8 protein-coding genes and 2 pseudogenes are annotated in these 14,440 nt (G+C 43.9%); 7 read left to right on the forward strand and 3 right to left on the reverse strand.

What is annotated here, in order from left to right; translation table 11 throughout:
* Nucleotides 1-248 precede the first annotated feature (248 nt).
* Nucleotides 249-350, reverse strand: coding sequence for a hypothetical protein (locus QUA97_RS28410; protein ID WP_370589125.1), 102 nt, complete (start codon nt 348-350; stop codon nt 249-251).
* An 87-nt stretch (nt 351-437) separates the two neighbouring features.
* Nucleotides 438-1,007, reverse strand: coding sequence for a protoporphyrinogen oxidase HemJ (gene hemJ, locus QUA97_RS26655; protein ID WP_194070681.1), 570 nt, complete (start codon nt 1,005-1,007; stop codon nt 438-440).
* A 675-nt stretch (nt 1,008-1,682) separates the two neighbouring features.
* Here hemJ and QUA97_RS26660 point away from each other — a divergent pair.
* A pseudogene (locus tag QUA97_RS26660) lies at nt 1,683-2,127 on the forward strand (ISAs1 family transposase); the annotation flags it as partial.
* Between the two features lie 132 nt (nt 2,128-2,259).
* A pseudogene (locus QUA97_RS26665) lies at nt 2,260-2,394 on the forward strand (ISAs1 family transposase); the annotation flags it as partial.
* A 555-nt stretch (nt 2,395-2,949) separates the two neighbouring features.
* Here the strand turns inward: QUA97_RS26665 and ruvB are convergent.
* Nucleotides 2,950-4,050 (reverse strand): Holliday junction branch migration DNA helicase RuvB, encoded by a 1,101-nt coding sequence (ruvB, locus tag QUA97_RS26670; RefSeq protein ID WP_333197239.1) that lies wholly within the window; start codon nt 4,048-4,050, stop codon nt 2,950-2,952.
* 75 nt (nt 4,051-4,125) lie between these two features.
* On the opposite strand from ruvB, the gene QUA97_RS26675 reads away from it, so the two are divergent.
* The 5 genes from QUA97_RS26675 (at nt 4,126) to QUA97_RS26695 (ending at nt 14,373) form a co-directional block, all read left to right on the forward strand.
* Complete coding sequence (locus QUA97_RS26675; protein WP_333197241.1) at nt 4,126-4,665, forward strand: hypothetical protein; 540 nt, start codon at nt 4,126-4,128, stop codon at nt 4,663-4,665.
* Nucleotides 4,666-4,846: 181 nt separating this feature from the next.
* Nucleotides 4,847-5,695: an ABC transporter permease gene (locus QUA97_RS26680; RefSeq protein WP_333197244.1), complete on the forward strand. Its 849-nt coding sequence runs from the start codon at nt 4,847-4,849 to the stop codon at nt 5,693-5,695.
* A gap of 203 nt (nt 5,696-5,898) precedes the next feature.
* On the forward strand, nt 5,899-7,311 hold the full coding sequence (locus QUA97_RS26685; protein ID WP_333197246.1) for an ABC transporter ATP-binding protein: 1,413 nt from the start codon (nt 5,899-5,901) through the stop codon (nt 7,309-7,311).
* Nucleotides 7,312-7,338: 27 nt separating this feature from the next.
* A complete protein-coding gene (locus QUA97_RS26690; protein ID WP_333197248.1) occupies nt 7,339-8,892 on the forward strand; it encodes a methyltransferase in 1,554 nt (517 codons plus the stop codon).
* A 147-nt stretch (nt 8,893-9,039) separates the two neighbouring features.
* Nucleotides 9,040-14,373, forward strand: a complete 5,334-nt coding sequence (locus QUA97_RS26695; protein ID WP_333197250.1) for a glycosyltransferase — start codon at nt 9,040-9,042, stop codon at nt 14,371-14,373.
* The last annotated feature ends 67 nt before the right edge of the window (nt 14,374-14,440 follow it).

Consider the following 14,440-nt stretch of genomic DNA (forward strand, 5'->3'; position numbering starts at 1 on the left):
TGGGCGGAGCGAAGCGGAGGGATTGGGCGGAGCGAAGCGGAGGGATTGGGCGGAGCGAAGCGGAGGGATTGGGCATACCTCACTTTTTTGAGAACCGCTATATAGCCTTTCAATCTCTCTACCTCACTTTTTTGAGAAAGGCTATATCGAGTTATTGGCTTTAGTTTACTGTAGCCGACTTTCCACATTTTTCAACGGGAGCATCTCAGTTTTGATTTTGAGCGTGCGAACTGTCGCAAACTCGCGCTCTATCCAACACTCGCGAGTTCGCGACAGCTCGCACTATTGATTGGCTTTAAATTTTTGACTTCGCTGTAGTCTCTAAATCGCCGGAGCAAACGGTTAGTAATGCGGGGCGTTCTGTGGTGAAAGTTTTAAAGCACCCACTCACCCCATTTCCTCCTAGGAAATGGGGAATAAGTTTGACTTAACTAGCCTTATTGTTGGGGGATCGATGGGAGATTTTTGCGTTGGTCGTTGAGGCGCTTCTTGGCATAAAAATTAATGGTCACTACCATTAATACAATCATGGCAATAATCGTAGCAATAGTTGAAGAAACTGGTAAACTTTGCTTAAATACTGCTAGCAATACTATCATTACTAACAAAACCGTTGGCACTTCATTTAATGCCCTAAATTGTTGACCAGTCCACCGACATTCATTCTTTGCTAATTTCTTCAGCAGCCAACCGCAATAGAAATGATAACCTATTAACAAAGCAACTAATGTTAGCTTTATGTGCAACCAAGTGTCTTTTAATACATCTGGTTCTGTTGAAATTAACCCGATCGCCATCAGGACAGTCACAAACATTCCGGGGGTAGTAATCAAATTATAAAGACGTTTCTCCATAATTTGATATTGTTCTTTAAGAATTGTTTTTGCCGGTTCTGGTTTCTCTTCGGCTTCCGCGTGATAGACGAATAATCTTACTAAATAAAATAAGCCAGCAAACCAAACGACAATGCCAATAAAATGAAACGATTTAAACCAAAAATAAGCCATGATTTGTTACCTTTAATGAACCACAGAGGCAGAGATTTCCCAGAGGTTTGTTGATTTTTACCTCCTGCAACGGGGTTTCTCGTCGATCATTGTACAAGAAAGCTGGTTTCTTTGTCATCAAGAAACCCGGTTTTTCAGTCACCGGATAGCCCAAGGCCTCATGTCGTTTCCGGTAGCATCGTCAGGTGATTTAACCGGCGCTAGGGCGCAGAGAACACAGAGGAAGACAAGAGAGAGATGAATACAGAACTATGAAGCGCGGATTTGATCTGACTCGATTTTATAATTGGGATGCTACCGGATTTGATATCAGTCATTGTACAAGAAACCGGGCTTCTTTGCCGTAACTGTTGAGACCCCAAGGATTTTCACTCCCGTACAAAAAATCCGGTTTCTTTGCCGCAACTGTTGAGCTCCAAGGATTTTTCCTCCAGCCACCGGCTCAATGGGGCAGCCCAAGCAGTTAATCATACTATAAAAAACCCGATTTATTTGCTGTAAAGAAATCGGATTTGTCAATAATTTGATAGCTTAAAATATTAATAGGAATACAATAAACCCCAGGGCGAATGTATCTAGACTTTATGTTAAGAGAATGTGGTATATTGGAGCAGAATTATTGAGTATCCAAACAATATTTAATTAGAGTTTACTATTGTCAAACTCTAACCTCAAATCACCATTGCCGACCATGTTTACGACTTAGAAGATCCCAGAATTTAGCGAGCGAAACATCATCAATTAATTGATATTATCACCCTCTCAATTTGTGCAGTAATTTGCGGTGCTGATACATGGGTGAATATCGAAAGTTACGGGCTCTTCTAAATACGAATAGTTAAAGACAATTTGAAAATTGCCGAATGGTATCCCGACCCATGACACAATTGCGAGAGTATTTTCTCGCCTCAAACCTGAGCAATTTCAAAAAAGTTTTTTGAGTTGGATTCAATATTATATTAGTAGTTTACCAAATGATGCTCAAAAACTTGGTGAATCCGTCCGCAGCCATTGGGAAATTGAGAATTCTTTACATTGGGTATTAGATGTGGGTTTTCGTGAAGATGATTGTCGGATCACAAAAGATAATGCTCCGCAAAATTTTGCTATAATTCAATACGGTTTACTTAAGACGATCCCCCCTAACCCCCCTTAAAAAGGGGGGAACAAGAATCCCCTCAAAGTCCCCCGACTATCCGGGGGATGCGAGGGGGATCTCCGGGGCATAAATATGTTAAGTGAACCGTATTGTTCTATAATTAGACACATCTCACTCAATCTTTTGAGTCAAGAAAAAACCTCAAAAACTGGAACCAAGAATAAGCGACTTCGAGCCGGGTGGGATGATGACTGTTTGACTAATATCCTCGCTGTTGCAGTTAACTAAATTCTCACGAATAACTCATTAATAACTATTATAACTCTTGCAAAAATCCAAAGCACCCCACCCCAACCCTCCCCCTATTAAGGGGAGGGAGCAAGATTATTCTTGTTTCTCCCCGCGGGAGGGGGGACTAAGGGGGGTAAATTTGACTTTTGCAAGAGGTCTATTATACAACTTGTAAATAGTGGTTGTAATATTTTTACTCTCTCAAAATGAGCAGCGAGCGTCAAAACCACCATTAATCAGTTCCTATTTTATCTAAAAGTTCATTATAAAGCGTGTCTGTAGCTTCTAAGAATGGTGAATTCATCTCAAAATATACTCACCACTGATGAACAGTGTTCAATAAGATGCGTTCCCCCTGGGGATTGGATAGGGGTTAGGAGCTTTCCGACAGTTGTATTTTTGTGGAAAAATGTAAGCTGTACTGCATTTTTATTGTAGATTTATTGAGCCATATCAAAGCTGGTGAAATCCTTTCTCCCTGTAATATCACTTTTTCAGCATGGCAGATACTTGACTCTTGAGTTTTTTTTGACCGACTCAATCTAACACAGCCTACAATAGTTTAGGTGAGACAAAACCTAAGTGTTTCCAAGCGGCTGCTGTGGCAATTCTGCCCCTACTTGTTCGCTGCAAAAATCCGATTTGCATTAAGTACGGTTCGTAGACATCCTCAATTGTTTGAGTGTCTTCTCCGGTGGAAGCGGCGAGGGTTTCTAAACCAACCGGGCCGCCGTTAAAGTTTTCGATCATTGCTGTCAAAAGTGACCGATCTGTCCAATCCAAGCCTAGGGGATCGACGTTGAACAATTCTAGGGCGATGGATGCAACTTCGGCATTGATTGGCTTTAAATTTTTGACTTCGCTGTAGTCTCTAACTCGGCGCAGCAAACGGTTAGCAATCCGGGGGGTTCCGCGAGCTCGGCGGGCAATTTCTTCGGCTCCTTCTGGGGTGATTTTAGTGTCGAGAACTTTGGCGGTTCTTTGGACAATTAGACTAAGTTCGTCTATTTCGTAGTAGCGCAATCTTTGGATTAAGCCGAAGCGATCGCGCAACGGAGATGTCAGCGATCCGACTTTGGTGGTTGCTCCTACTAAGGTAAAGGGTTTCAGGGGAATGCTGCGGATTTTGGCGCTTTTTCCTTGACCGATCGTAATATCTAAACGGCAGTCTTCCATCGCTGGATAGAGGATTTCTTCGGTAACTTTAGATAAGCGGTGAATTTCGTCGATAAACAGCACGTCGCCTGCTTTGAGGTTGACGAGCAATCCGACAATATCTCGGGGTTTTTCTAGGGCTGGGGCGGTGGTGATTTTGCATTCAACTTCCATTTCTGCTGCTAGAATTAGCGACATTGTGGTTTTTCCCAACCCTGGCGGCCCGTACAGTAACAGGTGATCCATCGGTTCGCCCCGCGATTTGGCTGCTGCAATTGCGATCGCCAAAACTTCTCTCAAGTCTTTTTGTCCGATGTATTCAGCTAACCGCTGGGGGCGGATTTTGTCTTCTTGTTTGTTGTTGATTTCGTCTGGTAATTCTTGCGATTCTAGCAGCGATTCCGTCTGGGGTTTAGCGGCTCTTTTTCGGGGAGCCGAGGCTATATCTTCAGGTAGGTTTGGGTCTGGGGGTTGTTGTTTGGAGGAGATTATAGCCATATTTATTTATTTGCACTCGGATAGCGAAAATTGTTTACAATTATTAGCAGAATTTTGAAAATTATTGAGGTCGTTATGAGTGTTCCATCTTCTTTATTAGCATCGGAAAGTATAACTTTTGAGGAGGCGATCGCGCTGACTCAATCTTTACTGTCGCTGATTCAGAGCGATCGACTTTTAGAGGGAGATATCGAGCAAGCTGTTAAATCTCTAGTGAAAACTCCCAACGGTGCTAGGGGTTTTTTTGTCACCTATCTGACGGACGACCGACAGGCTGCAGACCGGCCGTCACCAGGAGTTATCAAGGCGCTGCGATCGGCTCCTGAGATCGTAGCAGAACTGCTGGTGAAAAATGTGGCGATGTCGGCGGCAATGGTGTTGCATCATTCGCGCCTTCAAAAGGAGGAAATGGCGGCGGGTTCTGCTAGAGTGCAGGAACGATCGCGCAATTTAATTCAAATCCTGCAAATGCCAGCCTGTCAAGCTATAGCGTCGCAAATGCTAGAAAGTTTACAAACTAAAGAAGGTGAGTATGAGGAGTTTTTCCAACGCTGGGGCTACGACGACGAGCAAAGAGTCGCGATCGGTTCGGCAGTTGGGGAGGCGATCGGCTAAAATAACCTCCTAAGCCAAAAGCCAGAAGCCAGAAGCCAGAAGTCCAAGCCGGGGAGACAGATCCTTGATCAAAGCGGCCCGGCTGTGGAATAATTGCGGTTTAGCAAAAGCTGCACAATTGTAGCTGGAGTTGATTTAGGTGTGAAGGTAGTCAACGAGGGCGAAAAAATTGCACAGATCGGTGAAAGGAGTTGTCCAAAAAGCCCCAAAGGGCCGCGGCCGGCGACCGACAAACAGCCAGCGCAGGGCAAAGCTGAGTCTGCTGGCTACATTGGTGCGTCGGGACTTGGAAGCTCAATACAAAGGCTCGATTCTGGGCAATTTGTGGCCGCTGCTGAATCAGCTATCGCAATTGGTGATTTACACCTACGTATTCTCGATCGTCCTCAAGGTAAAACTCAAACTTGCAGGCTTCCCGGAAAACAGCGACATCACATTTGGAGTCTGGCTATTTGCAGGTTTGTTACCTTGGAGTGCTTTCACCAGCGGTTTGATTAAATCGGGAGTATCCGTAGTAGGGCAGCCAAATTTAGTCAAAAAAGTAGTATTTCCCCTCGGTTTGCTGCCCCTCGTGCCGATTTTTACAGCTTTTATTGAAAGTTCTCTCGGTTTAGCAGCCTTGATTCTGATCGTAGCAGTATCCTCGCAAAAGCTCAACGCTACTTTATGCTTGCTGCCGCTGGTTTGGGTGCCTCAATTGTTGCTCACAGCCGGCTTGGGATATTTGACAGCGGGCTTAACCGTGTTTTTGCGAGACATTCCTCAGACATTAGGTGTTATTCTAAATTTTTGGTTTTATTTGACGCCGATCGTCTATCCAGCATCAATCATCCCCGAACAGTGGCGAGCCTGGATATTTTGGTTGAATCCAATGGCCACCATCTCCGAGGTTTACCGAGACCTCATCCTGCTGGGAGAAGTCAAACACTGGGGCGAATGGGGTGTCGCCACCCTAATCTCTGCTGCTATATTTTGTGGAGGTTTAGCGGTTTACCGGCGTTTGCGTCCCGCTTTTGCTGACGTGCTGTAATATGTTTTACATTTAAATGCAATCTACCATCCAAAATCGCGATCGAGGTTCGTAGTGAGGAATGCGAGTCCGCATAAATCAGAGGACTCGCATTCCCAACGATCAAACCTATTTTTTGTTCTAAAAGACATAATATCAATCTAAAATCTCAAACTTGTTCGCTCGCGAAGTCGAAGAATCCAAAATCTAAAATCTAAAATCGGATGACTGAAAATGTAATTTCACTAAAAAATGTTTCCAAATGCTTTAAGCGGTACGATCGTCCAGGAGACCGCTTAAAAGAAATTATTTATCCCAATAAAAAATTTGCTGATGAATTTTGGGCACTCTCCGACATCAATCTGGAAATTCCTAAAGGACAAACTCTAGGAGTAGTCGGTCGCAACGGGTCGGGAAAAAGCACGCTTTTGCAAATCATTGTGGGGACGCTGACACCCACCGCAGGAAGCGTCCGAGTACAAGGGCGAATCTCCGCTTTGTTGGAACTCGGAAGCGGGTTTAACCCGGAATTTACCGGAAGACAAAACGTGTTTTTCAACGCTCAAATACTCGGATTCAATCAAAAAGAAACTGAAGAAAAATTTGACGAAATTGCGGGTTTTGCTGATATTGGAGATTTCATCGATCAGCCAGTCAAAACCTATTCTAGCGGTATGTTTGTCAGACTGGCTTTTGCCGTTGCGACTAGCGTAGAGCCAGATATTCTAGTGGTTGACGAAGCACTTTCGGTAGGCGACGAAGCTTTTCAGCGCAAGTGTTTTGCCCGCTTGCAAAGCATTCAGGAAGGTGGCGGAACGATTTTATTTGTTTCTCATGCTGCTAGTTCTGTGGTGCAACTTTGTACTTCGGCGATTTTAATGGATAGCGGAGAATTGCTGCTCGCTCACACGCCAAAGGTGGTAATTTCTAAATATCAAAAGCTGATCTATGCCGATCCCGATAAAGTCTTGGGGTTGAAGCAAGATATTCGAGTTCTGAACCAACTGACAAAGCAAGAAAGTCAAGAAAATCTTCAGAATCCTAATTTAGAAAGTACCAAAACGGAGGCTGTACCGGAGCCATATATCTCCCAACCCAAGGAACATTATGATGAATTTTACGAACCGGGGATGATCCCGTCGAATACGGTGCGCTATCCGTCTCGCGGCGCGGAAATTATTAACCCGCGCATCGAAACGCTGCAGGGAGATGTGGTAAATCACTTGCTCGGCCGTCAAGATTATGTTTACACTTACTCTGTCACTTTCTCGCGGTCAACTTCCAAAGTTAGGTTTGGAATGTTGATTAAAACGATTAGCGGTTTTGAGTTGGCTGGTGCTTCTTTGAAGGCTTCTACTCAATCAGTTAGATATGTGGAAGCGGGAACGACAATTTTAGTTAAGTTTCAGTTTAAATGTTTGCTGAATCCGGGGGTTTATTTTTTGAATGCGGGGGTGGTGGGAACGGTAGATGAGGATTTAAGTTATCTGGATCGCTGCGTTGATGTGGCGATGTTCAAAGTTCAGTCTTGTACTGAGTCCTGCGGTAACGGCATTGTTGACTTGCTGATAGAACCGTGTTTAACTGTTGTAAATTCTGATTGTCTGGTGCAAGAACAGTCAACGGAAGTCATCTAATAATTCTGTGAAAACTTTGTAAAAATAATGAGCAATCTCAATTTAGAATTATCCAAAAATCAAGTAATCCAAGCATTGATTCGAGATCGAGCTAAGTTTCCCGAAGATTTTAAACTAAATATTTGCGAAGACGATGAAATGTATTTGTTTAGCTTGAGCAACGTCAAGGAGGATGGAGACGATGGAGACGATGGAGACGATGACGATCGCGAGCGAGCTTTGGTGCGCTATTATGCGATCGGGCGACGCATCCGGGATGCGGTTCAACAAGTTGTAGATTGGCATTTTGGCGGGTTTGAAAATGTACCGTCTTTTCTGGATTTTGCCTGCGGTTACGGTAGATTTACCCGGTTTTTGATTCAGGAAATGCCGCCGGAGCAAATTTGGGTTTCTGATATTTATGCTAACGCGGTCAAGTTTCAAACTGAATACTTGGGCGTTAACGGTATTGTTTCGACGGGAAAACCGGAAAAATATTTAATTGACCGAAAATTTGACTGCATTCTGGCTAATTCTTTTTTCAGCCATATCCCGGAAAGAACTTTTACGAGTTGGCTCCAAAATTTGTATAATTTGTTGACCGAAAACGGGATTTTGATGTTTAGCGTTCACGGCGATTGTTTGCTGCCTTCTCACATAGAAATGCCTGCTAACGGTATTTTGTTTAGTGCCGAAAGCGAAAGTCAGTCTTTGGATAAGGAGGAATACGGCACAACCTATGTAACTGAAAAGTTTGTCAGAGAAATTGTCGGTAAAGTTAGCGGTGGGAAAGCTTTTGTTCACCGGATCAAAAAAGGCATATGCAGGTTTCAGGATTTGTATGTTGTTACAAATAAGTTAACTAGAGATTTTTCGGAGTTAAATTTTTATCACCACCCTGGAGGATATATTGATGTTGCTGCTTTTACCAACAAGCAGAATTTGTATCTGGAGGGTTGGGCTGCTGATGTGAATTTGGGCGGCCGAATAGAGGAAGTTCAGGTGCTGGTAAACGGTGAGGTGGTGCAGAGGTGCGAGCCTTTTTACGATCGCCGGGATGTGGCTGATTATTTTCAAAAAGATGCAATTTTGCAGTCTGGTTGGAACTGTTATTTACCGAAAAATACTGTGGCACCGGAGGATGTGTTAACAGTTAAAGCAATCAATAACTACGGTTGGGAATGGATTCTGGAAATTTGCAGGGTGAAATCGCTGGTGGGCCAACGGCAATCGCAGTCTTTGTTGGGTTCTACTCACGAAAAACTCAAGTTGGTTGAAACTCAGTTAGAGGCGGCTAAAATAGCATGGGAGATCAGTCAAAGTAAGTTAATGATTACTGAACCACAATTAGAAGAATCTCAAATAAAGTTGCAAGAAACTCAAGCTCAATTAATGTCAGCTCACGCGCAGTTGGAACAAACTCAAAGTCAGTTAGTATCCGTGCAAATGCAGTTAGAACAAACAGAATCTCAGTTAATTAATGTCAAGCAAGAATTAGACCGATCGCACAATCGAGTTGAGGCAATGGAAAGCAGCAAGTTCTGGAAGCTGAGAAGCACATGGTTTCAAGTCAAGCGGTTGCTGGGGGTAGCGGGAGAATAGGGCGGCATCTCCAGCTTTGAAAAAAGCATTTTGATAGCGCGAGCACTTGAAAAGCTCGCGTTCGGGGACTATTAAATGCTTGGAGGCAGAGGTTTCCGAGAATAATAAGTAAAGTTGGTGTGGGAATTAGGGCGAGGGATAGAAATTGTGAGTACAAATGACAGCAAACCGTCGGTTTTTATTGTTACTGGAATGCACCGTTCCGGTACGTCTTTAACGGCTTCTTTGTTTCAGAAAGTCGGGGTTGATATTGGTAAAAAGTTGGTTGGCCCGGCGGTGGGAAATGTGAAAGGTCATTTCGAGAATGTTGATTTTGTGGAGTTTCACAAGAGTGTTTTACGATCGCACGGCATAGATGAACTCGGCTGTACGTTGGAAAAAACGATTCCGGTAGCAGCGGAATACGTGGAAATGGCCAAAAGGGCGATCGCTCAAAATCAACTTCCTGACAAGCATTGGGGCTGGAAAGACCCGCGAACCGCCCTATTTTGGGATTTTTGGTTAAAATTGCTCCCCGAAGCTAATTTTATCTGCGTTTATCGATCGCCTTGGGAAGTAGTCGATTCGCTGTACCGCCGGGGAACCGATGTCAGCTTGCTGCAGCATCCCGAAATGGCAGTAAAAATGTGGCTGCACTACAACCAACAAGTCTTAGAATTGTCTGAAAGTTTTCCCGATCGCTGTCTGCTGGCCAACGTTTACCCGATCGGCAACACTCCCGAATTTTTTATCGATCGAGTCAACGAAAAATTTAACGTTAACTTAAGTGCGATCGCCGCCGACAACTTTGAAGAATCTTTATTAGTCAACGATATTGTTAAAAGTCACAGACCAAGTTTAATAGAACAATATTTTCCCGAAGCATTAGAACTATATCAAGTTTTAGAAACCAAAGCCGGCAATCTCAGCAGCAAATCTAAATTGTCGAATGACCAAATTATTCATTTTCCAGTATCTCCTGTCGGGCCTTTTGAAGATTGGCTCAAAATCCGCTTGCTGGAAAAACAACAAAAAACCAGCAATTTAGAAGTCAAACAGTGGCAAGAACAATTTCAACAAGCTCAAGCAAAAGTGTTGGAATTGGAAACGAAGTTAGGAGAAACTCAAGTACAGCTTGACGGCAAAGAATCTCAATTTCAAGAAGCCCTAGCAAAACTGCTCGAATTAGAAACAGAATTAGGAGACACTCAGGTACAGCTTGACGGTCAAGAATCGCAATTTCAAGAAGCCTTAACAAAAGTCTTGAAATTAGAAACAGAATTAGGAGAAACTCAAGTACAGCTTGACGGTAAAGAATCTCAATTTCAAGAAGCCCTAGCAAAACTGCTCGAATTAGAAGCAGAATTAGGGGAAACTCAGGTACAGCTTGCCGGCCAAGAATCGCAATTTAAAATAGCATTAACAAAAATCTTAGAATTAGAAGCAGAATTAGGAAAAACTCAGGTAAAGTTTGAAGAAAAAGAATTTAAATTGGATCAAAAATTAGCTGAATTATTGAGCTTGGAAACAGTCCAGAGTCAAACTCAGCAAGATTTGGAACAATCGCGGCAGGAAAATGCCAAAATCCAGGCTGAACTTTCTGCAATTAAGTCTTCTGACTGGTGGAAACTTCGAGAAAAATGGTGGGAATTTAAGCACAAAATCCGCGATCTATTCCCAAAATTTATTTTTTCTTTAGACCAACCCACTACTTGGCAAGTTAGCGATTCCCACCTGCTAATTGTGGGCTGGGTTTTTAACACAAAAAAAGATATTAAAGCCGTCCGCGCCCGAATTGAAAATAAGAGTTTTGCCGCTGTTTACGGTCTGGAAAGAAGCGACATAGCTGGCTGGTATTCTAATATTGGGTCTGCAAAAAAATCTGGTTTTACAATTGAATTGCAAGCTCCCGCCGGACGGCACGAGGTGTTGTTGGAAGCGCAAGACGAGGGAGGAAAATGGCATTTTTTGGCAGCTTATCCGCTGTTAGTTTCAACGATTCAAGCGTCGTTAGATGTACCGGTGGTGTGGGAACAGCGTCAGGGTCAAGTTTTGTTTGCGGGTTGGTGTTGCCACCACGATCGCAAAATTGCTAAATTAAGTCTTTTGTGCGGCGATACTTCTGTAGAATGCGCCTACGGTTTGCGCCGAAAAGATGTCGGCGAAGTGTTTCCTGACTGGGTTAACAGCTCGGAAAGCGGCTTTGAGGCGCTTGTCAATTTGCCTCCGGGTGAATGGCAAGTTTCTCTGCAAGCCGAGTTAGAAAACGGGGAAATTTTGTCTTTTCAAGCGCCGAAAATATTGACTGTGCGGCGCTACGATATTTGGCAGCGAAGTGCTGATAAATATGAGGAGTTTTCGAGTTTTGTAGAGGCAATTCGGCAGCGGGCGAGGGAGAGAAAACAGCGTCTCGGCAGAATTGTGCCGATGCCTTGGGAAATTGTGAAGGTGATGCGTCAGTTTGGGAAGATTTACAAGCAGCAAAAACAGTTTACTGCGCCGGGAGATTTGCTGCCACCTGCGGGTTTTGTGCTTGCTTCACCGATTGATAGGTATGATGCTTGGCTGCAGGTGAATCAGTGGAACGATCGCGCGCGCGATTACCTGATTTCTCGGCTAAAATCCTGTGGGGAAGCGCTGCCAAAAATTTCGGTGGTAATGCCAGTTTACAATCCGCAGATAGATTTTCTCGAAAGTGCGATCGACAGCGTAATCAATCAAGTTTATCAAAACTGGGAACTCTGCATCGCCGACGATCGCAGTACCGACGCTAGGGTTGCTGAAACTTTGAAAAATTCGGCCGCAAAGGACGATCGTATCCGCATCACATTTCGCACAGAAAACGGCAACATCAGCGCCGCCACTAACAGCGCCGCCGCCCTCGCCACAGGCGACATCATCCTGTTTTTAGACAACGACGACGAACTAACTCCCGACGCATTAGGCGAAGTCGCCTTATATTTTGCCACGCATCCAACCACCGACTTTCTCTACTCAGACGACGACAAAATCGACACCAAAGGTCGCAGATTCGCCCCGCAATTCAAACCAGAATGGTCGCCAGAACTGCTGCTTTCCTATATGTATCTCGGTCATTTGTGCGCCGTCAAAAAAGAAATTTTTGAACAAATAGGCGGCTTGCGGATCGGTTTTGAAGGCTCGCAAGATTACGATTTTGCCTTAAGAGCAACCGAAATTTCTCGCCGCGTCGCCCACCTGCCCCTAGTGCTTTATCACTGGCGAACCGCACCAGGTTCTACAGCCGTATCTGGGGCTGCGAAACCATCCAGTTTTTCCGCAGGTCAACAAGCCATTCAAGACGCACTAAACCGCAGAAAAATTAAGGGAACTGTCGCTCAGCACGCCTGGGCAATCAAAGAAAATTTGGGCATATTTGCCCAGGATTTCCCTGATGATGGCCCGTCAGTAACTTTGATTATTCCTACTAAAAATCAAGTTAAACTGCTGAAAGCCTGTATCGATTCTCTCGAAATTACAACATACAAAAATTATCAAATTGCTGTCATTGACAACGAAAGCGACGATCCAAAAACCCTGGAATATTTAAATCAGTTAACTTGTCAAGTTTTGCGAATCAAAAATCCTGGAGGAAAGTTTAGTTTTGCGGCAATTAACAACCGCGCTGTCGAACAAGTTGACAGCGAATACCTGTTGTTTTTGAACAACGATACTGAAGTAATCACCCCGCGATGGCTGAGTCAAATGGTTGGATACGCTCAAATTCCTGCTGTGGGTGCAGTCGGTGCGAGGCTTTTATATCCCGATGGCAGAATTCAACACGCGGGCATAATTCACGGCCTCCATCACGGTTTAGCGGGTCACGCTTTTAAGCTGATGAACAGCGACAATCGAGGCTATCTTTCTCAAGCGATGGTAACGCGAAATTACTCGGCGGTAACAGCCGCTTGCACGATTACTCCGCGTCAATTGTTCTTAGAATTGGGAGGCTTTGATGAGGAGAATTTTGCTGTTGCTTACAATGATGCAGATTACGGATACCGATTGTTAGAACTCGGTTATCGGTGCGTTTACTGTCCCGATGCGGAGTTGTTGCATAAGGAGGGAACTTCTAGGGGTTTTACTGACAATCCTCAAGAAGTTGCAGCTTTTAGGCGCAAGTATGCGAGGAAAAATGATGGTTTTTACAGTCCTCATTTGTCTTTGGAAGATGAGTATTTTCATATTCAACCCCGACGGGTTTTTATGAAGGAAGAAGGTTCGGCAACTGATTTTGTAACGGATGTAACGGATGTAACGGATGGAAAAAAGAAGGAAGAACTAAAATGTGGTAATTTTGGTTCTTTGACATCACTAAATACTTTTGTAAATCCTATCAAAGTTTTGATGTGCAGCAATTCGCTGGATTTTACGGGCGCGCCGCTGCATCAGTACGAAATTGCGGTGAAATTGGCGGCTGAGGGTACGATTTTGCCGATCGTATTTTGCACCACAGACGGGCCTCTGCGTCAAGCTTACGAACAGCAGGGAATTGAAGTCATTGTGCGCGACAATCCCCTCGAACACATCTATCAACGCGATACTTACGATGAAGCTATCCGTAGTTTTAGCAAGGAAATTGAAAGTTTAAAAGTAGATGCAGTTTATGCCAATACTTTAGAAAACTTCTTTGTAGTTGATGCGGCCCAGGAAATCGGAATTCCGACGGTGTGGAACGTACACGAAAGCGAACCTTGGCAAACTTATTTTAACAGGTTTGGTTCAGAGATTGCGGCGAGAGCTTTGGAATGTTTTCGCTTTCCTTACAAGGTGATTTTTGTGGCGGATGCAACGCGGGACAGATATTTACCTCTCAACAGCCACTACAATTTTACAGTGATTCATAACGGCTTAGATTTGAGCCAACTAGAAAATTCGGAGAATTTTGAATTGGCTAGAAAAAGCTTAGGTGTTGCAGCGGAAGATGTGGTAATTTTGCTGCTGGGGACAGTGTGCGAACGCAAAGGCCAGCAGGATTTAGTTAAGGCACTTTCGCTTTTGCCTGAAAAATGGCACAATAAAATCAGGTGTTTCATTGTGGGCGATCGCCCGAGTATTTACAGTAATAAATTAGCCGAGTTGGTGGGGGAATTGCCTGAAGAGTTGCGGCGAAGGGTGACAGTAGTTCCCGAAACCGGGAAACCAGGAAAATATTACAAAGCGGCGGATATTTTTGTTTGCACTTCTAGGATAGAAAGTTTTCCGAGAGTGATTTTGGAGGCGATGGCTTGCGACTTGCCAATTATTACAACACCTGTTTTTGGAATTAGAGAACAAGTGCGATCGGGAATTAACGGTTTGTTTTATACGCCGGATCGCCCGGAGGAATTAGTTGCAGCTTTGATTAGTTTATTGGAGGATAAATCATTGCGCCAGCAGTTAGCTGGAAATGCTAAATATGTCTTGGATTCACTCAATACTTTTGAGGAGATGACTCAAGCTTATGCAGAGATTTTCTGCGAAGCATATTTCAGTAGTCATTAGTCATTAGTCATTAGTCATTAGTCATTAGTCATTAGTCAGTAGTCAGTAGTCATTAGTCATTAGTCAT

Origin of the sequence: Microcoleus sp. CZ3-B2, from assembly GCF_036705055.1 — a bacterium.
Classification (GTDB): Bacteria; Cyanobacteriota; Cyanobacteriia; order Cyanobacteriales; family Microcoleaceae; genus Microcoleus.